The sequence below is a fragment of the Humibacillus sp. DSM 29435 genome (assembly GCF_001758225.1).
Classification (GTDB): domain Bacteria; phylum Actinomycetota; class Actinomycetes; order Actinomycetales; family Dermatophilaceae; genus DSM-29435.
The window spans coordinates 69,734-93,437 of record NZ_MAST01000012.1; the positions used below are offsets into that span (position 1 = coordinate 69,734).

Consider the following 23,704-nt stretch of genomic DNA (forward strand, 5'->3'; position numbering starts at 1 on the left):
ACGCACGACGCCGCCGCCGGGGAACCTACTTCTTGCCCTTGTCGCCGTCGCTCGACAGGGCTGCCACGAACGCCTCTTGGGGCACCTCGACGCGGCCGACCATCTTCATCCGCTTCTTGCCCTCCTTCTGCTTCTCGAGCAGCTTGCGCTTGCGGCTGATGTCGCCGCCGTAGCACTTGGCGAGCACGTCCTTGCGAATGGCCCGGATGTTCTCGCGGGCGATGATCCGCGAGCCGATGGCCGCCTGGATCGGCACCTCGAACTGCTGGCGCGGGATGAGCTCCTTGAGCTTGCCGGCCATCATGACGCCGTAGTTGTAGGCCTTGTCCTTGTGCACGATCGCCGAGAAGGCGTCGACGGTCTCGCCCTGCAACAGAATCTCGACCTTCACGAGGTCGCTCACCTGGTCGCCGTCGAGCTCGTAGTCGAGGGAGGCGTAGCCGCGGGTGCGCGACTTCAGCTGGTCGAAGAAGTCGAAGACGATCTCGGCGAGCGGCAGCGTGTAGCGCATCTCGACGCGGTCTTCCGAGAGGTAGTCCATGCCGCGCAGACTGCCCCGCTTCTGCTGGCAGAGCTCCATGATCGCGCCGACGAACTCGCTCGGAGCCAGGATCGTGGCCCGCACGACCGGCTCGGTCACCTCGCGGATCTTGCCGTCGGGGTACTCGCTCGGGTTGGTGACGTGCACGGCCTTGCCGTCGTCGAGCACCACGTCGTAGACCACGTTGGGCTGCGTCGAGATGAGGTCGAGGCCGAACTCACGCTCGAGCCGCTCGCGGACGATCTCGAGGTGCAGCAGACCAAGGAAGCCCACGCGGAAGCCGAAGCCGAGCGCGGCCGAGGTCTCGGGCTCGTAGACGAGGGCCGCGTCGTTGAGCTTGAGCTTGTCGAGGGCGTCGCGCAGGGCGGGGTAGTCGGAGCCGTCGATCGGGAACAGGCCGGAGAAGACCATCGGCTTCGGGTCGCGATAGCCGCCGAGGTCGTGCTTGGCCGGTTTACCCGCGTTGGTGACGGTGTCACCGACGCGCGACTGGCGCACGTCCTTCACGCCGGTGATGAGGTAGCCGACCTCGCCGACCCCGAGGCCGTTGCCAGGCACCGGCTCCGGGCTGATGACGCCGATCTCGAGCAGCTCGTGGGTCGCCCGCGTCGACATCATGACGATCTTCTCGCGCGGGCTGAGGTTGCCGTCGACGACGCGGACGTAGGTCACGACGCCGCGGTAGGTGTCGTAGACGGAGTCGAAGATCATGGCCCGGGCGGGGGCGTCGGCGTCGCCGGTGGGGGCGGGCAGCAGCTTGACGATCTGGTCGAGCAGCGGCTCGACGCCCTCCCCCGTCTTGCCCGAGACCCGCAGGCAGTCGTCGGGGTCGCCGCCGATGAGCCTGGCCAGCTCTTCGGCGTACTTCTCCGGCTGGGCGGCGGGCAGGTCGATCTTGTTCAGCACCGGGATGATGGTGAGGTCGTTCTCCATGGCCAGGTAGAGGTTGGCCAGCGTCTGCGCCTCGATGCCCTGGGCCGCGTCGACGAGCAGCACGGCGCCCTCGCAGGCCGCGAGCGACCGGCTCACCTCGTAGGTGAAGTCGACGTGACCGGGAGTGTCGATCATGTTGAGGCAGTACGTCGTGAGAGCGCCGGTCTCATCGGCCGCCGCCCACGGCATCCGCACTGCCTGGCTCTTGATGGTGATGCCGCGCTCGCGCTCGATGTCCATGCGGTCGAGGTACTGCGCGCGCATCGCACGTGCGTCGACGACACCGGTCAACTGCAGCATGCGGTCAGCCAGGGTCGACTTGCCGTGGTCGATGTGCGCGATGATGCAGAAGTTGCGGATCAGGTCCGGCGGCGTGGCGTTGGGTGCCAACGCGGAGCGGGCCATGGGCGACACGGTGGGGCGAACCTCGCAGGAGTTGGTGGGAGTCGACGGCGGGAGGCCGGGCGGCTCGAGCGTCGCACGACCGGCTAAGTCTCCCACGCTTTTCCCGGATGCCGTCCACCCCGCTTGGCGTGAGCCTTGAGCGCTCGGGGCACCACCGACGCCGTGCCCGGCCCTCGGAAAATGGCAGCCTCGGCTCGGCAGCGGACGCTATGGCGCAGAATGGGATGTCATGCGCCCCCCACCGATGGAACTCCTGCCCGCCACGCCGGGCACCCAGCTCCCGATGCGCCGCGCCGTGCGCCACCCCCGCGAGATCGTGACCCTGGTCTTGACGATCCTGGGCTCGCTGCTGCTCCTCGTGCTGGCGCTGGCCGAGGTGGGCCTTGCCGCCGACGAGGGCCGCACGCCCGACGCCTACGCCCTCATCCTGCTCTTCGCCCCGGTACTGCTGTGGTTCGCTCGTGGCCAGCTGTGGGCCCAGCAGCGGCTCAACGGGATCAAGCTCACCCGCCAGCAGTTCCCCGAGGCTCACGCGATGCTCGTCGACGCCGCGGTCCGCTCCGGGCTGCCCTACGTTCCGGACGCCTGGGTCGTCGGCGGCAACGGGATGATCAACGCAGCGGCCTCCGGACACGGCTTCCGGAGGTTCGTCATCGTCTACAGCGACCTGCTGGAGGTCGGCGGGGCCGCGCGTGACCCCGACGCCCTGCGGTTCGTGATCGCCCACGAGGTCGGCCACATCGCCGCGGGTCACACCAGCTACTGGCGAATGCTCGGCACCTTTGCGTCGCAGTGGATCCCCCTGCTCGGCTCCACCCTGAGCCGGGCGCAGGAGTACACGGCCGACAACTACGGGCATGCCCTGGTTCCGCAGGGGGCCCGCGGCGCCATGGCCACCCTCGCCGGGGGAAAGTACCTGAACCGCTCGATCGACGTCGATGCGATGGCCGACCGGGCGATCGTCGAGCCGGGCTTCTTCGTGTGGGTCGCCAACGCCACGGCGTCCCATCCGGTGCTGGTCTGGCGCATGCACGCCCTGCGCGACCGTCGCGCCCCCGGCCGGCTCCTCTGGCGCCCGAAGGCCCCGTGGCTGTGGTCGCAGCCCATCGACCCTCGGGCGTGGTCGCTGCCGTCGATGATCGGCTTCGTGCCCACGCCTGCTACACGACCCGAGCTGCCTCAGAACGCCCGCCCCGGCGCCGAGCGAACCGGGCAGAGCCAGGCGCAGCAGTACTCGCCGAACCAGCAGCTCTCGGCGCAGCCGGGCTACTGGGCCAACCAGCAGCCCGGCGCGGCACCGACGGCCGACGCCCTGCCGCACGCACCGGCACCGGCACCTGACCGCTTCGCCCCTCCCGAGGGCTGAACGGTGCGCCTGGGCGCGCCTCACACCTCCCGAAGGCTGAACGGGGCCGACCCTCAGCGCCTCTTCAACGGTTGGCCCTGGCCGAGCCAGGTCACACCCGGACCCGGCTCCCCACCACGACACCACCTGCGCGACGCGCCGCGCGACGCGCCAAAAGTGTCGGATTCACAACACCACCTGCGCGACGCGCCGCGCGACGCGCAGATGGGGTGGGCGGGCTCAGGCGCTCAGGGGCGTTACGGCATCCACCGGGTGGGGGCTCGGTCGGATCCCGCCGTCGCGTCGGTCGAGGCGAGCCGACAGCACGGCGATGGCCACGCCGAGCACGGCGAGCCCTGCACCGACAAGACTCGGGGCGCCGTAACCCCACCCTGCGGCCAGCACCACCGACCCCAGCCAGGCCCCGAGGGCGTTGGCGGTGTTGAGCGTCGAGTGGTTCAAGGTGGCGGCGAGGGACTGGCCCTCGTGGGCGACGTCCATGAGCCGGGTCTGAAGCAGCGGCACCACGATGGAGGGCAGCAGACCGAGCAGGAACACCATCACGACGGCCAGCCAGAGGATGTGCGCAGCCGGGCCGAACAGGGCGAGTAGGACGGCGATCGCGGCGAGGGAAGCGATGATTCCGGCCATCACTCCCCACCTCGCCACCCGGCCGGCCAGCACCATCCCGGTGACCATGCCGATGCCGTAGGCCATCAGCACCCACGCGATGAGGGCCTCGTCGAGCCCGGCGAGCTCGGTCATGGTCGGGGTGATGTAGCTGTACATGGCGAACATCCCCCCGAAACCGACGGTGCCGATGAGCAGGGCGAGCCACACCTGCGGCCGCCGCAGCGCCCGGAGCTCGCCACGCATGGTGGCCTGGCGGGCGACGGGCAGCTTCGGCAGCCAGACGCCGATCGCGCCGATCGTGACCAGGCCGATCACGCCGACGACCACATACGGCGCATGCCAGCCGTAGCGTTGACCGATCAGGGTCGCGAGGGGCACGCCGACCACGTTCGCCACACCGAGACCGCCGAGAATGGCGGCGATGGCCGCGGTGCGACGTTCGTGCGAGACCAGCGAGGCGGCCACCAGCGCACCGATCCCGAAGAAGGCACCATGCGGGATGCCGCCGAGGAAGCGCACCAGCATGACCTGTCCGTAGGTGTCAGCCAGCACGACCAGCAGGTGCGCGGCCGCGAAGAAACCCATCAAGGCCATGAGCAGCCCCTTGCGGGCGACCTTCGCCGCGAGCACCGCGATCAGGGGCGCGCCGACCACCACCCCGAGCGCGTAGGCCGAGACGTAGTGACCCGCCGTCGCGATGTCGACCCCGGTGCCCTCCGCGATCTGCGGCAGCAGCCCCATCGTGACGAACTCGGTGGTGCCGATGGCGAATCCGCCCAAGGCGAGGGCCAGGATGGCCAAGGCAGTTCGGCGCTGGTGTGGGCTCACAGGCAGGGGCTTTCGAGGGTCGGGGACTTTGGTGGATGGCAATACAGGTCCCCGTCGACCAGTTGAGCGAAATGGTAGTTGGGCACGCGATAGCGTGAAACGCATGTCCACCACCTTCGGCAGGCTGACCCGCTTGGTTCGCGATCTCGTCGGGCCGTCGAACCGGTCGCGAGCCGCAGAGCCGAAGCGGCCGTTGCCCGTCGCCAGCCAAGCGGGCCCGGCATCCCCGGTGGAACGGGGCGTCTACCCAGGCGACGCGACGCAGCTGCCCGACACCCGCTATGCACCGCAGCCCGACGGCCGGCCCGACCCGGGCGAGATCGTGTGGACCTGGGTTCCCTACGAGGAGGACCCCACACAGGGCAAGGACCGCCCGGTGCTGGTGATCGGCCGCGAAGCCGACTGGTTGGTCGTTCTCGCGCTGACCAGCAAGGACCACGACCGCGACGAGCAGCAGGAGCGCCGGTCGGGTCGTCTGTGGGTCGACATCGGTACGGGAGCCTGGGACCGCAAGGGCCGCCCGAGCGAGGTTCGGGTCAACCGGTTGATCCGGGTCGACCCCGAGGCGGTGCGACGCGAGGGCGCGGTGCTCCCCCGTGATCGCTACGACCTCGTGGTGGCCGCCGCTCGCGACGGTGTGTGAGACGGCGCCGAGAGGCTGGAGTGACGCGCTCACCAGCCGCGCGAACACTGGAACAGCCAAACGGGCCCGTCACCGTGAGGTGAGAGCCCGTCTCAGGAGGACGAACGCCTCAGAGCGACGCGGCCTTCTTGGCCATCGCCGACTTCTTGTTGGCGGCCTGGTTCTGGTGGATGACGCCCTTGGACACGGCCTTGTCGAGCTTCTTCGAGGCGGTCTTGAGGGCATCGGCGGCAGCGTCCTTGTCGCCGGTGGCCGCCGCTTCGCGGAACTTGCGGTTCCAGGTGCGAAGCTCGCTCTTGACCGCACGGTTGCGGTCGGTGCGCTTGGCGTTGGTCTTGATGCGCTTGATCTGCGACTTGATGTTTGCCACGTAAGGATCTTTCGTTTGGTCTGATGGGTGCCGTAAGAGGGCGGCTGCCTGCTCGGGACCGGGCGATGGGCGCCCTTGAGTGAGCAGTTGAGACGTGTTGCTGCAATGCGCGCACGACCCAGCGCGCTCGCGAAAGCCAAATCTAGCAGCGCCGGGTTGGCCTTTCCAAACCGAAGGATGCCGTTCGCACCGCCCCTGCCGCGCGTCGCGCGGCGCGTCGCGCAAACGGTGTCGTGCAGACCACCCCTGCCGCGCGTCGCGCGGCGCGTCGCGCAAACAGTGTCGTGCAGACCACCCCTGCCGCGCGTCGCGCGGCGCGTCGCGCAGAAAGGGCGTCGGCGCTGCTAGCGGATGCCCCGGGCCCGGGTCACGGTGAGAATCGCCCGCTCGACGGCGTAGACCGGGTCGCGGCCGCCGCCCTTGACCTCGAAGTCGGCAGCAGCCACCGCCTGCAGGGCCACCCCGAGGCCGTCACCGCTCCAGTGGCCCACCGAGCGGCGGGCCTTGTCGACCTGCCACGGCGCCATCCCGAGAGTCTTGGCCAGCTGAGCCGACCCACCCCGCCCCGCCGAGCCGACCTTGATGAGCTGCCGCAGCTGAGAGGCGAGCACCGCCACGATGGGCACCGGGTCGACCCCGGAGGCGATGGCGTGGCGCAGCAGGCGAAGCGCCTCGCCCGTCTGGCCGGCGATGGTGGCGTCGGCGACGCGGAAGCCGGTCGCCTCGACCTTGCCGCCGTGGTAGGTGTCGACCACGGCGTCGTCGATCGTTCCCTCCGTGTCGGCGACCAGTGCGGCGCAGGCGGAGGCGAGCTCGCGCAGGTCTTTGCCGACCGCCTCGATGAGGGCGCGCACCCCTTCGCCGGTGATCCGGCGGTGAGCGGCGGCGAACTCGTGCTGCACGAAGTCGGTCTTGTCGCGGTCGGACTTGACGGCCGGACAGTCGATGACCCGGGCCCCCGCCTTCTTCATGGCGTCGATGATCTTGCGCCCTCTCGGGCCACCGCCGTGCACGACGACCAGCGACACGTCGGGCGCGGGCGACGCCACCAGGGCGAGCACGTCGAGCTGCAGGTCGTCGCTCGCCTCGTGCACGTCGCGCACCACCAGGCACCGGTCACCGCCGAAGAGCGACGGGCTGGCGTGCACCGAGATCGAGCCGGCCTCGTACGTCGCGGCCTCGAGCGTGATCACCTCGACGTCGGCTACCTTGGCCCCCGAGAGCACCGTGGCGAGGGCTCGTTCGGCCAGCACATCCTCCGGCCCACTGATGAGCACCAGCGGTGGAACGGAGGCGGTCGACATGACGTCCACCTTGCCACGGGCGACCGACAGCAGCAGACACCCGTGGACATCTGACGGCATCGGCCGGTGCCGGCAGAAACGGCGCGTCACCCGCATCACCCCCGACATCTCGAAAGTGCAGGTCAGAGCCCCCCATGGTCTCGATCGTCTTCGCCCTCTTGCTCATCGCCGTCGGCGTCGTGCTCCTGCGCCTGAGGAACCACAAGTGGAAGCTGCACCGCTACGCCGCGATCCCCTTTGCGCTCGCTGTGATCATCGTCGGCAGCGCCTGCTTCTACCGCCTGGATGCCGGTGAGGCCGCCGTGACCAAGACGTTCGGCACGGTGGGGGACGACGCGATCAGCGCGACCGGCATCCACCTCAAGGCCCCGTGGCAGGACCTCATCGTCTTCGACATCCGCAACCAGACGATCTCACTCGCGGAGGGCGAGTCCTCCGGGCGTGTGTCGACGGTCACGAGTGACAACGCGACCGTGGTCTACGACGTGACGATCCGCTACTCGCTCAACCCGACGATGCTGCCCGAGATCATCCGGCAGTACCCCGACCAGGAGACCTTCATCAGCCGCGCCGTGCTGCCGGGCGTCTCCTCCGTCACCCGTGACGCGCCCACCACCCTGACCGCGGCCACCGTGCGACAGTCGCGCACCGACCTCGCCAAGCGCATCACCACCGGCCTCGAGACCCGTCTCGGCGACGTGGGGGTCACCGTCGAGCAGGTCGACCCGAAGGCGATCACGCTCGACCAGACCGTGCAGGCCAACTACGACAAGGTGCAGAGCTCGCTCGCGAACGCCGAGGCGGCCAAGGCTGATCTCCAGACGGCCCTGGCCGACGCCGAGATCACCAAGACCGAAGCGCAGGCCACCTCTGACGCCGACCAGATCATCCGCTGCGGCGCGACCTCGACGTCGAAGGAGGAGCTGATCAACGGCAAGAAGGTGACGGCCGTCAAGGTCGTGCCCGTGCCGTCGGAGAAGTGCCAGAACCGCCTCAACGAGCAGGTGCTGATGAGCAAGTACATCGACATGCTCAAGGAGCACACCGGCTCGCTCATCGTCGTGCCGCAGGGCACTCAGAACCTGCTGCAGCTGCCGTCGACCGCTGGTTCGCCGGCCGGAGCCACGCCGACGCCCTCCCCCACCGCCAAGCCGTAGCCCCACCGGCCGCCGGTCGTCAGCTGCCGCCCGCGCCGGCGTTCGGCCAACGCACCGAGTAGTCCTCAACTCACCGGGCAGTTTCCCGGTGAGTTGAGGACTACTCGGTGCGTTGCGGGTGGGAGCGCGGATGCTCGCGCGAGCCCAGCCGCCCTGGCCCGGTGCTCGGGCCGACGGAGCCGGTCAGTCGAACAGCTGGCCGCTGGCCAGCTCGAGGCCGAGCTGGTCGAGGCGGGCCGAGATGGTCTCCTCGGGCAGCTCGAAGTGCTCGAGCAGCTCATCGAGCGCCATGCCGGCCTCGGCCGCGTCTCGCAGCTCGTCGTCCTGTTCGTCAGTCCAGGCGTGACCCGAGGTGACGGCCGTGCGGCTCGAGTCAGCGACCGGTGGGCTGGGGGCCACCGGCCGCGGGTGCTCGGTGCCGTCGGCCCCTCGGGCAGCCCCGGCCGCACCGGCCGCACCGGCCCCGGTCAGCGAACGCATCGCCGGCTCGGCCACGGGCAGTGGCTCGGATGCCGTCTCGTCGAGCCTCGTCAGGGCCGCGAGCACCATGGTCTTGTCGGTCGTGGGCCAGAAGGGCGGCAGCGAGCGCTGGAGGAACTCGGCATAGCGGGCGGTCATCATCCGCGAGTCGAGGAAGGCCACGACGCCGCGGTCGTCACCCCGGCGCACTAGCCGGCCGGCTCCCTGGGCCAGGCGCAGGGCCGCGTGCGTCGCCGAGACCGCCATGAAGCCGTTGCCGCCCATGCGACCGATCGCCTGAGCGCGCGCCGAGGCCAACGGGTCGTCGGGCCGTGGAAAGGGGATGCGGTCGATGATGACCAGCTGGCACGACGAACCGGGCACGTCGACGCCCTGCCACAGCGTGAGGGTGCCGAACAGACAGGTGCGCGGCTCTCGGGCGAACTGTCGCACGAGGGTGGAGATCTGGTCTTCCCCCTGGCACAGCACGGGGATGTCGTCACCGAACCGGGCCCGCATGATCTCGGCGGCGTTCTGAGCCGCCCGCATCGACGAGAACAGGCCCAGGGTGCGACCTCCGGCGGCACGCACCAGCTGCTCGATCTCGTCGAGGCTCTCGTCACTGGCACCGTCTCGGCCCGGGGGCGGCAGCCGCGCGGCCACGTAGGCGATGGCCTGTCGCGGGTAGTCGAAGGGACTGCCGACATCGAGACCGTTCCAGCTCGGCGCGCCCTCACCGCGCAGCCCCATCGTTCCCGCGACGGAGTCGAAGCTGCCCCCGAGCTCGAGCGTCGCGGAGGTGAGCACCACGGTGCGCTCCTCGAAGATCTTCTCGCGCACCAGCATCGCGACGCTCATCGGGGCGACCCGCAGCACCGGCCCGCGGCGTGGGTCGCGGCTGCACCACACGACGTCGAGCTCACGTGTCTCGAGGATTCGAGCGGCGTTCTCGTAGGCCTCGTCGACCGATGACCGGGCGACCTGGCGGGCGCCGTCGGGTTGTTCACCCGGTGGTGGTTTGAGGTCGCTCTGCACGACGCGCGCCGTGTCGCGAATACGGGCCAGAGCCAGCCCCACGGCATCCGGAATGCCGAGCAGACGGCCCTCCTCGACGTTCTCGAGGGCAGCCGCGAGCAGCTCTCCCGCTTCGTCGAGAGCGGCAGTGTTCTCAGAGAGCCGGCCGGCGCGCTTGGCGGCCGCCATCACCATCGAGCCGGTCAGCTCGTCGGTGATCGTCGCGGTGACCCGGTCGACGAGCTCGTGGGCCTCGTCGACGACGAGCAGGTCGTGCTCAGGCAGCATCTGGCGACCCTCGAAGGAGTCGATCGCCATGAAGGAGTGGTTCGTGACGACGACATCGACGTCACGAGCCGCCTCTCGGGCCCGCTCGACGAAGCACTCGGTGACCATCGGACACTTGCTGCCCAGGCACTCATGCGCCGAGACCGACACCTGGCGCCAGGCCCGCTCAGACACCCCGGGCACCAGCTCGTCACGGTCACCCGACTCGGTCTGGTCGGCCCACTCGCGCACGCGCACCACCTCGGCGCCGAGCCGCCCGGCACCGGCGTCGACCTGACCGACGCCGAAGAGCCCCTCCTCGTCGTCGGGAAAGCCGCCTTCCACCTTGTTCAAACACACGTAGTTGCGCCGCCCCTTGACGAGCGCGTAGGTGGGCCGGCGACCGAGCAGGCCAGTCAGCGCGTCGGCCACCCGGGGCATGTCCCGGTCGACGATCTGCGCCTGCAGGGCGAGGGTGGCCGTGGCCACGACCGCAGGCTTTCCCGAGTCGTAGGCGTGGGCGACCGCGGGCACGAGGTAGGCGAGCGACTTGCCGGTGCCAGTACCGGCCTGCACGAGCAGGTGCTGCCCGTTCTCGACGGCCGCCGCGACGGCCTGGGCCATCTCGACCTGGCCGGGCCGCTCGGTGCCACCCACCCCCGACACCGCGGCATGGAGCAGGGCGTCGAGCGCAGGACGGTTGGCCATTGGCTCAGGGTATGCCGCTGCGTCGCCGCCACCACGGCGCCATCCACGGCGTTCGGCGCGTCGAGAACCGTGTGGCCTCCCCCGCATCATTGCCCTCAGGCCCCGTACAGCGGTTTGATTCGGTCATGAGCGCACCCCTCCCGTCAGACCTCGACATAGCCAACGCCGCCACCCTGCGCCCGATGAGCGAGGTCGCCGCCCAGCTCGGCCTGACCGACGAGCACCTCGAACCCTGGGGCCGTGACGTCGCCAAGATCGACCTCGGGGTGCTCGACGAACCGGCCCAGCGGCATCCGGGCAAGTACGTCGTCGTCACCGCCATCACGCCCACGCCACTCGGCGAGGGGAAGACGACGGTCGCGGTCGGCCTGGCGCAGGGACTCGCGCGCCTGGGGCACCGCGCGGTCGTGACGCTGCGTCAGCCGTCGATGGGGCCGACGTTCGGCATCAAGGGTGGCGCAGCCGGCGGGGGCTACAGCCAGGTCGTGCCGATGGACCGGCTCAACCTGCACCTCACCGGCGACTTCCACGCCATCACGGCAGCGCACAACCTGCTGGCCGCCATGATCGACAACCACCTGCACCACGGCAACCGGCTCGGCCTCGACGTGCGCAACATCAGCTGGCGCCGGGTGCTCGACGTCAACGACCGGTCACTGCGCAACATCGTCGTGGGTCTCGGCGCGCGGCAGGACGGTGTGGTGCGCGAGAGCGGGTTCGACATCACGGCGGCCAGCGAGGTGATGGTGCTGCTGACGCTGGCGACCTCCATGGTCGACCTGCGCGAACGGCTGGGGCGCATCGTCGTCGGCTACACCACCGCGGGCGAGAGCGTGACGGCCGACGACCTGCACGCCGGTGGCGCGATGGCTGCTCTGCTCATCGACGCCCTGAAGCCGAACCTGCTCCAGACTCTCGAGGGCGGGCCGGCCATCGTGCACTGTGGCCCGTTCGGCAACATCGCGACCGGCACGTCGTCGATCACGGCCGACCTCATCGGCCTGGCGCACAGCGACTACGTCGTCACGGAGGCCGGCTTCGGCTCCGACATGGGCGCCGAGCGGTTCTTCGACGTCAAGTGCCGGGTCGGGGGCCTGCGCCCGGATGCCGTCGTGCTGGTCGCCACGGTGCGCTCGCTCAAGGCCCACTCGGGGCGGTACGTCATCCGGGCCGGCAAGCCGCTGCCCGACGACCTGCTGGCCGAGAACCCGGCCGATGTCGAGGCGGGCCTGCCCAACCTGCGCGCCCACATCGGCATCGTCCGGCGGTTCGGGGTCGAGCCCATCGTCGCCATCAACGCCTTCGCCGAGGACCGCCCGTCGGAACACGCCGTCATCGAGGCGCTCTGCACCGAGCTCGGGGTGCGCTGCGCGGTCACCCGCCACGTCGCCGAGGGTGGCGCGGGGGCGGAGCTGCTGGCCGAGGCGGTCGTCGAGGCGGCAGGGCACGACAACGACTTCGACTACCTCTACCCCCTCGACCTCTCGCTCGCCAGCAAGATCGAGACGATCGCCACCGAGGTCTACGGCGCCGACGGCATCGACCTCAGCCCGGCCGCCGCCCGCGGTCTGCGCGACTACGAGCGCCTCGGTTTCGGTGGGCTGCCGGTCGTCATCGCCAAGACCCATCTGTCGATCAGCTCAGACCCGTCGCTGCGCGGTGCCCCGACCGGTTGGCGGATGCCGGTGCGGGAGGTACGCGCGGCCGTCGGGGCCGGCTACGTCTACGCGATCTGCGGCGACGTGCGCACCATGCCCGGGCTGCCGAGCTCACCCAACGCCGAGCGCGTCGACGTGGGCCCCGACGGCGCGGTGACCGGCCTGTCGTGACCCGAGCGGTCAGCGTGCACCGTCGGGGGTGAGCGGGGCCCCGTCGACCCGGCGAGCCATCAGCACGTCGTCGCGAAACTCGTCGCCGCCGAGGCTGATGCCCTGGGCGAGGCGACCGATCTCAGACCACCCCGCGGCCTCGTAGAACACGCCGAGACCCAGTCCAGACCGGTAGTCGAGGCGCAGCAGCCGGATGCCGGGCAGCTCGCGGCGCACGACCCCCACCATGCCGGCCAGCAGGAGGCGGCCGAGGTTACGACCCTGCGCCGAGGGCTCCACCATGAGTCGCATCAGCTCGGCCAGGTGCTCCAGACCCCGTGCTCGAGGCGCCAGCCAGAAGCCGAACCCGAGCAGGGCACCGGCCGGCTCCCGCATCACGACGAGCAGGGCGCGGCCCGCCCGCACCTCCCCGAGGTGTGACTCGAGCGCCTGCGCCACCTCGCGTCGGGGGGCCGCGGGCAGAAACCCCACGGCTCCACCGGCGTCGTTGACCCGCACCCAGAGGTCGAGAAGCTCGTTCACGGGCGCCTCGGCGGCAGGAACCGCGCGCACCGAGGGCGACTCGAACGCCAGCATCGGGTCGGCGTCCGGTGGGTGTCTCGGATGCCGAAAGAGCCCGGTACTGACCAGGCCGGCGCTCAGGGCCGTTGCGGTCGACGCGGTGTTTCCCTGGTCGACACCGGCAGACACGGGCGGTTCCGGGAGCCACTCGACGGCCCACGCCACCAGCACGCGGGCGACCTCCCGGCCGTAGCCGCGCCCGATGCGGTCGTGAGCCAGGCGGTAGTAGAGGTTGACCAGGTGGCCACCGCCGTCTTCGCGCTGCTCCCGGCGCAGACCCGCCCAGCCCACCACCGCGCCGCCGTGACGTTCGACCACGGCCGCATAGCCGAACCCGTCGTCGCGCCAGCACCTGAGGTCGGCCTCGAGCCGCTCGGTGCACACCTGGGCCGTGGGCGGCCCGAGGGGCGAGTGCGTATAGGTGCGGGGGTCGGTGTGCAGCCGCGTGTAGTCGCCGAGGTCGGTCGGGCTCGGGCGTCGCAGCACGAGGCGAGCAGTGGTGAGCCAGACGGGGTCTGCGTCGTTGACGACGCCTGCTGAACGGTGAGGGGTTTCGGGCAGGTCAGGCATCGTTCTCCTCACGGTCGGAGGTCGTACCCGTGGTGCACACGAGGTGCGCAACGAGGGCGGTCCACCCCGTCTGGTGGCTGGCCCCGAGCCCGGCGCCCGTGTCGCCGTGGAAGTATTCGCTGAAGGTCGGGTGGTCAGACCACCGAGCACCGGTGCCGACATGACGCGGGTCGCTGGGGCGGCGGCCGTCAGGCCCGGGTCGGAAGAGCGACACCAGCCGCTCCTCGATCTCCCCGGCTGCCGCGTGCAGTCCGACCCGCGTGCCTCCGCCGGTCGGGAGCTCTACGGTCACCTGGGCACCGGCGCCGGCGGCATACGTGTGCAGGGCGTCGACGAGCAGCACGTTGACCGGGAACCAGACCGGGCCACGCCAGTTTGAGTTGCCGCCGAACAGCCCGGAGTCAGACTCTCCGGGTGTGTACCGCAGCGACATCGACTCGCCGGCCACGTCGAAAGCCACGCCGTCGCGGTGGGCGGCCGACAGCGAGCGGATGCCGTGGGGGCTGAGAAACTCGTCCTCGTCGAGCAGCCGGCGCAGCAACAGCGCCAGCCGCTCAGGGTCGACGACCGCGAAGGTGAGCGAGTCGGCATCGTTGGGGTGGCTGTGCAGCAGGCTCGCCACCTCGTCGGGGCGGTGCCGGGCGAGCCAGCGCAGCGATGCGTCGAAGTCGGGCAGCTCCTCTCGCACCCAGGCCGGGGCGTTGGCCACGGCGAGCAGGGGCAGCAGCCCCACCATCGACCGAACACGCATCGGCTCGGTCTGCCCCAGCGGGCCGACGAGCACGTCGTAGAAGAAGCCGTCCTGGCTGTCCCAGAGTGAGACCCCTCCGCTGCCGAACGAGCCCATGGCCCGACAGATGGCGAGGAAGCGCTCGAGAAAGGTGGTGGCGAGATCGTCGTAGGCGTGGTCGTCACGGGCCACCTCTTGGGCGATCCGCATGAGCGAGAGGCACAGGAACGCCATCCACGCGGTCGCGTCGGACTGCTCCAGCCGCCAACCTGGGGGCACCTGGCGGCTGCGGTCGAACGCCCCGATGTTGTCCATCCCGAGAAAGCCGCCTTCGAAGAGGTCGGAGCCGTCGGGGTCCTTGCGGCCCACCCACCACGACACGTTGAGCAAGAGCTTGGCCAGGATCCGCTTGAGGAAGTCGTGGTCCCACGACCCGTCGCGCAGGTAGACCTGCCACGCGGCCCAGGCGTGCACGGGCGGGTTCACGTCGGAGAAGGCCCATTCGTAGGCGGGCAGCTGACCGTTGGGATGTTGGGCCCACTCACGGCAGAGCAGCAGCAGCTGGCTCTTGGCGAAGGCCGGGTCGACGTGGGCCAGTGCCACGGCGTGGAAGGCGAGGTCCCAGGTGGCGAACCACGGGTACTCCCACTCGTCGGGCATCGAGATCACGTCGGCCAGGGCCAGGTGACGCCACGCCGTGTTCCGGCCACCGGGTTCGGGGGCTCGCCGAGACGTGGGTGGCACCGGGCCGGCGGGGTCGCCAGCGAGCCACCGGTCGACGTCGTAGCGATACAGCTGCCTGCCCCAGAGCAGCCCGGCGAAGGCGCGGCGAGCCGTGTGCCGGTCAACGTCGTCGACCGCATCCGGGATCACGACGTCGTAGAAGCGCTCGGCCTCCTCGGCGCGATCGGCCACGATCTGGTCGACCGCCAGGAACGGCCGGTCGACGACCGGCTCAGCCGTCAGGCGCAGGCGCACGGAGACGGAGCCACCCGGGGGCACTGCTTCGAAGGTGTAGTGCAGCCCGGCCTTGGTGCCGGTCTCGTCAGCGTTCACCGCAGAACGGTCACCGCGCACGACCGCACGGTCGACGGCTTCCTTCGGGTGGGCGGAACGGCCGGGCACCCCCCACAGTCCGTCGCTGTCGGTCTCGTTGTCGCACACCAGCAGGTCGGGCTCGCCCTCGGCGAAGAGCACGTACCGGCCCAGATGCTCGTGGTCGGCCTCGAGGGCCACCATCGACGCGTCGTCGACCTCGGGGGTGTGCAGCCGGCGCAATGAGGGCACCCGGTCGTCGTCGCCCCAGGCCCAGGTGTTGCGGAACCAGAGCTGAGGCACGATGTGCAGCGGAGCGGCATCCGGCCCCTGGTTGGTCGCGGTGACCGTGACGACGACGTCGGTCGGGCCGGCCTTGGCGTGCGTGACCACAACGTCGAAGAACCGGTCGTCGGCCAGGATGCCGGTGTCGCTCAGCTCGAACTCGTCGTCGGTGCGGCCTCGCGCGGCGTTGACCTCGCGCAGCGTCTCGTACGGGTAGGCCGCCTGGGGGTAGCGGTAGAGGGTCTGGGCGTAGGAGTGGGTGGGGGTGGCGTCGAGGTGCCACCAGTACTCCTTGACGTCCTCGCCATGGTTGCCCTGTGGGTTGGTCAGGCCGAAGAAGCGCTCCTTGAGCCGGTCGTCGTGCCCGTTCCAGAGGGCGATGCTCAGGTTGAGAAAGCCGAACCGGTCGCAGAGGCCGGCGATGCCGTCCTCACCCCAGCGGTAGGCCCGTCGGTGCGCCTGCTCGAACGGGAACGCCTCCCAGGCGTCACCGGCCGCGGAGTAGTCCTCGCGCACCGTTCCCCACTGTCGGGCCGCCAGATACGGGCCCCAGAGCCGCCACGGGTCGGAGGCGTCGGGCGACTCCGCGAGCCGGGCGTGCTCGACCGACGGGGCCGGTCGTCTCGAGGGGGTCGGCGCCCGACGCGAGGTCATCTGCCCACTCTGCCCGCCGCGCCGCTTCGCTGCGAGTCGGACGCCAGGGTCGGACGGCCGGGTGAGGTGGCGATGTCAGCTGTTGCTGTCAGCTGGCGATGTCAGCTGGCGATGACCGTGTAGGCAGAGAGCTCGGCCTCCATGGCGGAGCTCACCTTGGCGCGCACGTGGGTGCCCTCGGCGCCGTGCCTGCTCTCGAGGATCTCGGCCTCGTCATGGAGGCGCGAGACGAGGTCGCCCCGGTCGTACGGTACGAGCACCTCGACCTCGATCTCGGGCTGGGGCAGCTCGGTGGCGATCAGCTCGCGCAACGCGTCGAGCCCCTCGCCCGTGCGGGCCGAGACGGTGATGGCGTGCTTCTCGTGACGACGCAGACGATCCAGCACCTCGGGGTCGGCGATGTCGGCCTTGTTGATCACGATGACCTCCTTGATGCGGTCACCACCCACCTGCGCGAGCACCTCGCGCACGGCCGTGATCTGCCCTTCGGGGTCGGGGTGCGACCCGTCGACCACGTGCAGCAGCAGATCGGCGTCGCCCACCTCCTCCAGCGTCGAACGGAACGCCTCGACGAGCTGGTGCGGCAGGGAGCGCACGAAGCCGACCGTGTCGGCGAGGGTGAAGATGCGACCGTCATCGGTCTGGGACCGCCGCACGGTCGGGTCGAGCGTGGCGAAGAGCTGGTTCTCGACCAGCACCCCGGCCCCGGTGAGCCGGTTGAGCAACGAGCTCTTGCCCGCGTTGGTGTAGCCCGCGATGGCCACGCTCGGCACCCCACCCGCTTGCCGCGAGTGGCGGCGAGTGTCGCGGCTGGTCTTCATGTCCTTGATCTCGCGTTTGAGCTTGGCGACGCGCGTGTTGATGCGGCGCCGGTCGAGCTCGATCTTGGTCTCACCCGGGCCACGCGAGCCCATGCCTTGACCACCCGCGGCCTGACCACCGGCCTGGCGCGACATGGACTCACCCCAACCACGAAGGCGGGGCAGCAGGTACTGCAACTGGGCCAGCTCGACCTGGGCCTTGCCCTCACGGCTCTTGGCGTGCTGGGCGAAGATGTCGAGGATCAGGGCGGTGCGGTCGATGACCTTGACCTTGACGACGTCCTCCAACGACCGGCGCTGGCTCGGAGCAAGCTCGTCGTCGCAGATGACGGTGTCGGCGCCCTCGGCGATCACGATGTCACGCAGCTCGATGGCCTTGCCCTTGCCCAGATAGGTCGCGGCATCGGGCTTCTGACGGCGTTGCATGACGCCCTCGAGCACGGTCGACCCGGCGGTCTCGGCCAGGGCGGCCAGCTCGCGGAGCGAGTTCTCGGCGTCGGCGGTGGTGCCGTCGCTCCAGACGCTGGCCAGCACGACCCGCTCGAGGCGCAGCTGGCGGTACTCGACCTCGGTGACGTCCTCGAGCTCGGTCGACAGGCCACTGACGCGGCGCAGGGCAGCACGCTCGTCGCGTTCCAGCTGGTCCCCGTCGTAGAGGGGGCGGGGTGCCCCGTCGCGATCAAGGTCACCGTCGAACGTGTCGTCGGACAGTGCGTCGGCGCGGGTGGTGAAGAGGTTGGTCTGGCCGGGTCGGCTGGTGCGGTTCGTCGTCATGTTCTCCCTAGGGTCGCACCAAGTGAACGCTGTGAGCCACTCGTTTGTGCCCTGAGCCCCTCCCGACCGCTCTGTCGTGCATCCCCCCGCGGCCATCCCCGTCCCCCCTCTCAGCCCCCCACTTTCCCCGCGAACGACTCGTTCGAGGTCGAACACGGTGGTACACCGTCGCGTTCGACCTCGAACGAGTCGTTCGCGCAGCAGGAGCGCGGTCGCTAGCGTTGCGGGCAATGAGCGAGCAGACCGACCACTACTTCTCGGCGGAGCCGGCCACCGAGGCCGAGCTGCGCCGCATCCGGGTGCGGCTCGAGGGTCGCGACCTCGAGTTGACGACCGCCCGTGGCGTCTACTCCCCCGACCGCCTCGACCCCGGTACTGCAGTGCTGCTCGCCGGTGCGCCCGATCCGAGCCCGACCGGCGACCTGCTCGACATCGGATGCGGCTGGGGCCCCATCGCGATCACGCTCGCTCTGCGCTCGCCTGAGGCGCGGGTGTGGGGTGTCGAGGTCAACCGCCGGTCGATCGAGCTGGCCCGATCGAATGCCTCCGCGCTCGCGCTCGACAACGTGACGTTCGGCGAGCCTGACGACATCGCCGACGGCCTGCGCTTCAGCACGATCTGGAGCAACCCACCGATCCACGTCGGCAAGCCGGCCCTGCACGGCATCCTCGAACGGTGGCTGCCCAGGCTCACCGACGATGGGGTGGCTCACCTGGTGGTGCAGAAGCACCTTGGCTCCGACTCCCTGCAGAAGTGGCTCAACCAGCAGCCGTGGGGCCTGCACTGCACCCGCTTCGCCTCGGCCAAGGCGTTCCGCATCCTGGAGGTGCGCCGCTGAACGAGGGCCCAGCCGCCGGCACCTCCTGCCCCTCCTGGACCACCGCCGCCACCTGGACCCCCACCGTCAACAACACCTGCTGCGCGACGCGCGGCGCGACGCGCCAAAAGTGTTGGATCCACGACACCAACTGCGCGACGCGCCGCGCGACGCGCCAAAAGTGTTGGATCCACGACACCGACTGCGCGACGCGCGGCGCGACGCGCAAAAAGTGCGGAGCGGCGGAGTTGACGACACCGGCTGCACGACGCGCAACACGGGTGAGGTGTCAGAGCAAGAACTCACCGTCGGCCACGAGCTCGGCCGGGCCGGCCAGCTCGACCCGTTGGCCAGCGAGCGGCGTCACGACCAGACGACCCCCGGGAACGTCGACGACCCACGGGCTCTCGTTCTCGACCCCCGACCAGAACCGGGTGGCGAGGGCGGCCGCAGCGGCCCCGGTGCCGCACGAGCGCGTCTCGCCCACTCCGCGCTCGTGAACCCGCATCGCGATGTGACCGGGACCGACGGCGTGCACGAACTCGACGTTGGCGCCGTCGCGCGGCTCGGGGTGCACCTCGGGCGGCTCGGTCAGGTCGAGCTGTTCGAGGGTGATCCCCTCGGGCAGCATGACCACGGCATGCGGGTTGCCCAGGTCGAGTGACAACGCCGGGATCGGCTTGCCGAACCGAGCCCGCACCATCACGTCGAAGCCGTCACGCCTGGCCCCCGCCTCGTCGGTGAGACGCCACGGTCCGAGGTCGACCGCGTACCCATCGTCGGTCACGCGAACCACCTTCGCGCCGCCTCGGGTGGCGATCGCGAACTCACGGTCTGAGACCAAGCCCTCGCGGCGCAGGTAGGCGGCGAAGACGCGGGTGCCGTTGCCGCACATCTCGGCGAGCGATCCGTCGGCGTTGCGGTAGTCCATGAACCATTCAGCGCCGGGTGCGAGCGCCCGAACGGTGGCGTCGTCGGCGTTCTCGGTGCGAACGACTCGGATGACCCCGTCGGCCCCGATGCCGGCGTGCCGGTTCGTCACGCGCTGCACCTGAGCGGAAGTCAACTCGAGCGAACCGTCGGGGTCGGGCAGCAGAATGAAGTCGTTCTCGGTGCCGTGGCCCTTCGTGAAGCGCGTCATGGTCAGTCATTCTGCGTCACGACGCCGAGCGGGGCTCGTCGGGTCCACTGCCTGTGGCGCCCACAGGCGCGTCAGGCGCGTCAGGCGCGTCAGGCACGACGGGCCCGACAGCGGGGCCAGGTGTCGCGGGCTCGTGCCCTTCCGTGGCGCGTCCTGGCTGGTGTGGCACGCGAGAGGCGTGCAGCCGCGCGTGGCCGATCGCGTCCGGCGTTGTCGCGAAGAGGTGGTTCTCGTGGGCGAGTCGGTCGTAGGCGCCGAGCTCGCGAAGGACCCGCTCGTGCTGGGGCCGCACGCCAGAAAGGAGCACTGAGATGCCGCGGGCCTCGAGTCGCGCGATGGTGTCAGCCAGCACCGTGGCCCCCGTGGCGTCGATGACGGTCACCCTCGCCATGCGCAGCACGACGACACGCACATCGCTCACCTGGGTGAGCTCGAGCAGAAAGTCGTGGGCAGCACCGAAGAAGATCGGCCCGTCGATGCGGTAGGCGATGATGTGCTCGTCGAGCAGGGCCAGCTCCTCGTCGGCGTGATCGGTGTCGTCGAGGGGCACCTCCTCGAGCTGGGCGGATGCCGCGGCCTGCCGCAGCACGAAGAAGCCGGCCAGCACGAGGCCGAGCAGCACCGCCATGACGAGGTCGAGCAGCACCGTGGCACCTGCGGTGCCGACGAGCACGATGGCGTCACCCCGGGTCGAGCGCAGCAGCGCCCCGAGGCTCGAGACGCGCACCATCTGCACCGCCGTGGCGATGAGGACGCCGGCGAGAGCCGCCATGGGGATCAGGGCGACCCATCTCGAGGCGACGAGAATGATGACGAGCAACGCGGCAGAGTGCGTGACGGCCGCCGCTCGCGACACCGCTCCCGAGCGAACGTTGACCGCCGTCCGCGCTATCGCCGCCGTGGCGGGGATGCCGCCGAAGAGCGGAGCAGCGAGGTTGGCCAGCCCCTGCCCGACGAGCTCGCGGTCGGAGTCGTGTCGCTGGCCGACGGTCATAGCGTCGGACACCGTGGCCGACAGCAGGCTCTCCAGTGCGGCGAGGGCGGCCACGGCGGCGGCGGGCAGGAGCAGCGAGCCGAGGTCGGACACGACGATCTCGGGCAGAGACGGCGCGGGTAGACCGGCGGGGATCGTGCCGATCGTGGCCAGGCCGAGACCGAACAGCCCGTTGGCGGCGGTCGCCAGCACGACGACGGCCAGGGTCCAGGGAACACCGGGGCGCAGACGCGCGAGCAGAAGTACGCCAGCCACGACCGCCGCGGCCACGAGCGTCGGGGCCCAGTGCGGTTCGCCGGCCCACCGACCCACCGCACCGACTGCCTGACCGAGCACCTTCTCCCCCTCCGCGCGGACGCCGAGGGCGGCTGGCAGCTGCTGAAGCAGGATGATCGCAGCGATTCCCAGGGTGAAGCCCTCAACGACCGGGACCGGCACGTACCGGATGAACCGCCCGGCTCCGGCGTAGCCGAGACCGATGAGGAACAGGCCCGCCAGCAGCCCGACGACGAGCACACCGTTGGGGCCATGGGTGGCGATGATAGGCACGAGGACGACGGTCATGGCGCCCGTCGGCCCGCTCACCTGAACCCGACTGCCACCGAAGGTCGCCGCGACCACGCCCGCGACGACGGCCGTCACCAGCCCAGCCGTCGCGCCCATCCCGGAGCTCACCCCGAAGCCGAGCGCCAGCGGCAGTGCCACCAGGCCCACCATGAGGCCGGCCGGCAGGTCGCGACCCCAGCGCACCGACGTCCAGTCGGACCGGCGGGGCGCCAGGCTCCGCACGCGTGTCCACGCCTCACGGGCCACGACCCGCGGCCCCGACGTGTCGGGCCGGCCCGTCACGAGGTGGCCGTCGGGCTCAGCTCGGAACCGAGCTCCCCCTGTGCGGCGATGATGCCGGAGAGGATGCCGCGGGCGGCGAGGAGCAGGTCGCGCACCTCTGGGACGCTGACCGAGTAGATGACCTCGCCCCCCACCCGCGCGGAGGTCACGAGCGACGTGCGCCGCAGCACAGCCAGCTGCTGAGAGAGGCTGCTCGGCTCGATGTCGATGAGGTCCAGCAGCTCGTGCACCGCGTGGTCACGCTCGGAGAGCAGCTCGAGAATCCTGATGCGGGCCGGGTGACCGAGCGTCTTGAACAGCTCTGCCTTGGCCTGATAGAGCGGGACACTCACGAAACAACCTCTCGCTGATGACTTGAATAGTTGCAAACATTATCAAGTCTTGCAGCGCGCCTCTGCATCGCCCCCCGTCAGCGGGGCCGACATCGTCAGGCGGCCCAGTCTCGGGCCCTCAGACGCCTTCGACGCCTCCGCTGGCCCGGAGCACTCGGAGGGCGTCGTCGAGCACTCGGGCCATGTCGCCGTCCGTCGCCTCGATCCAGACGATGCGGGGGTCGGGCCGGAACCACGACTCCTGCCGTCGGGCGTAGCGGCAGGTCACGGCAACCGTGTCGGCGCGGGCCTCGTCTTCGCCGAGGACGCCGTCGACCACCGCGACGGCCTGGCGGTAGCCGATGGCCCGGGCGGCGGTGACCCCGTCTCGGAGGCCGCGGCCGAGCAGCATCTCAGTCTCCTGCTTCAACCCTGCCTCCCACATGTGAGCCACCCGCCTGACGATGCGCTCGTCAAGCACGCTGCGATCCGCTCGTAGGCCCAGCAGCACTGCAGGAGAGACAAACTCCCGCCGGGGCAGGGAAGCGCTGAAGGGCCGGCCGGTCAGCTCGATCACCTCGAGGGCTCGCACGACGCGACGCAGGTTGGTCGCCAGGATCCGGCCGGCCGCCTGGGGGTCGGCGGCCACCAGCCGGGCGTGCATCGCCGGCGCCCCCACGGCATCCGCCTCACGTTCGATGGAGCGTCGCACCTCCGGGTCGGTGGGCGGGATCTCCAGACGGTCGAGCACGGCTCGCACGTAGAGGCCCGAGCCTCCGACGAGCACCGGCACGTGGCCGCGGTCGCGGATGGCAGCGACGTCGTCGCGCGCGGCCACCTGGTAAGCGGCCACACTCGCCTCCTGCGTCACGTCAAGCACGTCGAGCTGGTGGTGGGCGACCCCACGACGCTCGGTCTCGGTCAGCTTGGCCGTGCCGATGTCCATCCCGCGGTAGAGCTGCATGGCGTCGGCGTTGACCACCTCGCCGCCCAAGTGCTCGGCGAGCAGCAGGCCGAGCTCGGACTTGCCCGTCGCCGTCGGGCCGACCACGGCAACGACGGGATGGGTCACCCGGCGAGCTCGCCCGTGTGCCCGTCGGCGTGCGCGTGATGCTCATCGTCGTGAGCCTCGTCGTGGCCGAACGGGTCGACATCGACGCCCGGGTGCCAGGCGTGGCCGGGCTTGCCCCAGCCGTTGCGCTTGACCGCACGCCGGGCCTTCTTGGCCTGTCGGTCAGCGAGCCGATCGACGTACAGGGTGCCGTTGAGGTGGTCGTACTCGTGTTGCATGCACCGGGCGAACCAGCCCGTTGCATCGAACTCGACAAGGTTCTCGTCGAGGTCGTAGCCCACGACATGGGCACTCAGCGGGCGCTTGAGGGCGAACGACTCACCGGGCACTGACAGGCAACCCTCGCTGTCCTCGTTCGGATCCGGCCGGTCGGTCGGGGCTCGCGAGGTCGTCACCGTCGGGTTGATGAGGTGACCGCTCTCGGGAACACCGTCGTCGTTGGTCATCTTCCAGACGAACACCCGCAGCCCCACACCGATCTGCGGGGCGGCCAGGCCCACGCCGTTGGCGGCGACGTTGGTCTCGTGCATGTCGCTGACCAGCGTCCGCAGCTCGTCGTCGAACGTCGTGACGAGGGCGGCGCCGCGATGCAGCACGGGTTCACCGATGATGACGATGGGTCGCACGGTCATGGGCCAAGTCAAGCATGAGCC

Annotated in this window: 18 protein-coding genes; 5 read left to right on the forward strand and 13 right to left on the reverse strand. The window is 70.4% G+C overall.

The features are described from left to right. Positions 1-25: 25 nt before the first annotated feature. The gene (gene lepA, locus BA895_RS09535; protein WP_070191976.1) at positions 26-1,879 is read right to left on the reverse strand and encodes a translation elongation factor 4; all 1,854 of its coding nucleotides are present in this window, start codon (positions 1,877-1,879) and stop codon (positions 26-28) included. Positions 1,880-2,108: 229 nt separating this feature from the next. On the opposite strand from lepA, the gene BA895_RS09540 reads away from it, so the two are divergent. Then, the gene (locus BA895_RS09540) at positions 2,109-3,245 is read left to right on the forward strand and encodes a M48 family metallopeptidase (RefSeq protein WP_083283166.1); all 1,137 of its coding nucleotides are present in this window, start codon (positions 2,109-2,111) and stop codon (positions 3,243-3,245) included. A 219-nt stretch (positions 3,246-3,464) separates the two neighbouring features. Here the strand turns inward: BA895_RS09540 and BA895_RS09545 are convergent, their stop codons facing one another. Beyond that, positions 3,465-4,685, reverse strand: a complete 1,221-nt coding sequence (locus BA895_RS09545; protein ID WP_070191659.1) for an MFS transporter — start codon at positions 4,683-4,685, stop codon at positions 3,465-3,467. Between the two features lie 103 nt (positions 4,686-4,788). On the opposite strand from BA895_RS09545, the gene BA895_RS09550 reads away from it, so the two are divergent. After that, positions 4,789-5,328 (forward strand): type II toxin-antitoxin system PemK/MazF family toxin, encoded by a 540-nt coding sequence (locus tag BA895_RS09550; protein WP_070191660.1) that lies wholly within the window; start codon positions 4,789-4,791, stop codon positions 5,326-5,328. A 109-nt stretch (positions 5,329-5,437) separates the two neighbouring features. Here the strand turns inward: BA895_RS09550 and rpsT are convergent, their stop codons facing one another. Beyond that, positions 5,438-5,698, reverse strand: coding sequence for a 30S ribosomal protein S20 (rpsT, locus tag BA895_RS09555; RefSeq protein ID WP_070191661.1), 261 nt, complete (start codon positions 5,696-5,698; stop codon positions 5,438-5,440). A 344-nt stretch (positions 5,699-6,042) separates the two neighbouring features. Beyond that, positions 6,043-7,002 (reverse strand): DNA polymerase III subunit delta, encoded by a 960-nt coding sequence (holA, locus tag BA895_RS09560; RefSeq protein ID WP_070191977.1) that lies wholly within the window; start codon positions 7,000-7,002, stop codon positions 6,043-6,045. Between the two features lie 134 nt (positions 7,003-7,136). Between holA and BA895_RS09565 the strand changes: the two genes are divergently transcribed. After that, the gene (locus BA895_RS09565; RefSeq protein ID WP_070191662.1) at positions 7,137-8,159 is read left to right on the forward strand and encodes a prohibitin family protein; all 1,023 of its coding nucleotides are present in this window, start codon (positions 7,137-7,139) and stop codon (positions 8,157-8,159) included. Positions 8,160-8,342: 183 nt separating this feature from the next. Here BA895_RS09565 and BA895_RS09570 read toward each other — a convergent pair whose 3' ends face one another. Further along, a complete protein-coding gene (locus tag BA895_RS09570; protein WP_070191663.1) occupies positions 8,343-10,607 on the reverse strand; it encodes an ATP-dependent DNA helicase in 2,265 nt (754 codons plus the stop codon). Between the two features lie 125 nt (positions 10,608-10,732). Between BA895_RS09570 and BA895_RS09575 the strand changes: the two genes are divergently transcribed. Then, positions 10,733-12,436 carry a formate--tetrahydrofolate ligase gene (locus BA895_RS09575; protein ID WP_070191664.1) on the forward strand — a complete coding sequence of 568 codons (1,704 nt, stop codon included), beginning with the start codon at positions 10,733-10,735 and terminating at the stop codon, positions 12,434-12,436. 9 nt (positions 12,437-12,445) lie between these two features. Here BA895_RS09575 and BA895_RS23075 read toward each other — a convergent pair whose 3' ends face one another. The 3 genes from BA895_RS23075 to hflX all read right to left on the reverse strand — a co-directional run bounded on the left by BA895_RS23075 (position 12,446) and on the right by hflX (position 17,866). Next, entirely contained in the window at positions 12,446-13,567 is a 1,122-nt protein-coding gene (locus BA895_RS23075) for a GNAT family N-acetyltransferase (protein WP_083283167.1), read from the reverse strand. Continuing rightward, positions 13,560-16,271, reverse strand: a complete 2,712-nt coding sequence (locus BA895_RS09585) for a glucosidase (protein ID WP_070191665.1) — start codon at positions 16,269-16,271, stop codon at positions 13,560-13,562. Before BA895_RS09585 ends, BA895_RS23075 begins: the two co-directional genes overlap by 8 nt. A gap of 101 nt (positions 16,272-16,372) precedes the next feature. After that, complete coding sequence (gene hflX, locus BA895_RS09590; RefSeq protein ID WP_070191666.1) at positions 16,373-17,866, reverse strand: GTPase HflX; 1,494 nt, start codon at positions 17,864-17,866, stop codon at positions 16,373-16,375. A gap of 230 nt (positions 17,867-18,096) precedes the next feature. On the opposite strand from hflX, the gene BA895_RS09595 reads away from it, so the two are divergent. After that, positions 18,097-18,705, forward strand: coding sequence for a class I SAM-dependent methyltransferase (locus BA895_RS09595; protein ID WP_070191667.1), 609 nt, complete (start codon positions 18,097-18,099; stop codon positions 18,703-18,705). Positions 18,706-18,973: 268 nt separating this feature from the next. Here BA895_RS09595 and dapF read toward each other — a convergent pair whose 3' ends face one another. The 5 genes from dapF to def all read right to left on the reverse strand — a co-directional run bounded on the left by dapF (position 18,974) and on the right by def (position 23,683). Further along, the gene (dapF, locus tag BA895_RS09600) at positions 18,974-19,825 is read right to left on the reverse strand and encodes a diaminopimelate epimerase (RefSeq protein ID WP_070191668.1); all 852 of its coding nucleotides are present in this window, start codon (positions 19,823-19,825) and stop codon (positions 18,974-18,976) included. A gap of 16 nt (positions 19,826-19,841) precedes the next feature. Then, positions 19,842-21,668 (reverse strand): SulP family inorganic anion transporter, encoded by a 1,827-nt coding sequence (locus BA895_RS09605; protein ID WP_070191669.1) that lies wholly within the window; start codon positions 21,666-21,668, stop codon positions 19,842-19,844. Beyond that, positions 21,665-22,000, reverse strand: a complete 336-nt coding sequence (locus tag BA895_RS09610; RefSeq protein WP_070191670.1) for a helix-turn-helix transcriptional regulator — start codon at positions 21,998-22,000, stop codon at positions 21,665-21,667. Before BA895_RS09610 ends, BA895_RS09605 begins: the two co-directional genes overlap by 4 nt. Before the next feature lie 118 nt (positions 22,001-22,118). After that, positions 22,119-23,051: a tRNA (adenosine(37)-N6)-dimethylallyltransferase MiaA gene (gene miaA, locus BA895_RS09615; RefSeq protein ID WP_070191671.1), complete on the reverse strand. Its 933-nt coding sequence runs from the start codon at positions 23,049-23,051 to the stop codon at positions 22,119-22,121. Further along, positions 23,048-23,683, reverse strand: coding sequence for a peptide deformylase (gene def / locus BA895_RS09620; RefSeq protein WP_070191672.1), 636 nt, complete (start codon positions 23,681-23,683; stop codon positions 23,048-23,050). The genes miaA and def overlap by 4 nt, the downstream gene beginning before the upstream one ends. Positions 23,684-23,704 lie beyond the last annotated feature (21 nt).

Coding starts and splice junctions, on each gene's coding strand:
- BA895_RS09565 (WP_070191662.1), top strand. CDS start 7,137: ATGGTCTCGATCGTCTTCGCCCTCTTGCTCATCGCCGTCGGCGTCGTG.
- BA895_RS09595 (WP_070191667.1), top strand. CDS start 18,097: ATGAGCGAGCAGACCGACCACTACTTCTCGGCGGAGCCGGCCACCGAG.
- BA895_RS09540 (WP_083283166.1), top strand. CDS start 2,109: ATGCGCCCCCCACCGATGGAACTCCTGCCCGCCACGCCGGGCACCCAG.
- holA (WP_070191977.1), bottom strand. CDS start 7,002: ATGTCGACCGCCTCCGTTCCACCGCTGGTGCTCATCAGTGGGCCGGAG.
- BA895_RS09575 (WP_070191664.1), top strand. CDS start 10,733: ATGAGCGCACCCCTCCCGTCAGACCTCGACATAGCCAACGCCGCCACC.
- dapF (WP_070191668.1), bottom strand. CDS start 19,825: ATGACGCGCTTCACGAAGGGCCACGGCACCGAGAACGACTTCATTCTG.
- def (WP_070191672.1), bottom strand. CDS start 23,683: ATGACCGTGCGACCCATCGTCATCATCGGTGAACCCGTGCTGCATCGC.
- BA895_RS09550 (WP_070191660.1), top strand. CDS start 4,789: ATGTCCACCACCTTCGGCAGGCTGACCCGCTTGGTTCGCGATCTCGTC.
- BA895_RS09570 (WP_070191663.1), bottom strand. CDS start 10,607: ATGGCCAACCGTCCTGCGCTCGACGCCCTGCTCCATGCCGCGGTGTCG.
- hflX (WP_070191666.1), bottom strand. CDS start 17,866: ATGACGACGAACCGCACCAGCCGACCCGGCCAGACCAACCTCTTCACC.
- BA895_RS09585 (WP_070191665.1), bottom strand. CDS start 16,271: ATGACCTCGCGTCGGGCGCCGACCCCCTCGAGACGACCGGCCCCGTCG.
- BA895_RS23075 (WP_083283167.1), bottom strand. CDS start 13,567: ATGCCTGACCTGCCCGAAACCCCTCACCGTTCAGCAGGCGTCGTCAAC.
- lepA (WP_070191976.1), bottom strand. CDS start 1,879: ATGGCCCGCTCCGCGTTGGCACCCAACGCCACGCCGCCGGACCTGATC.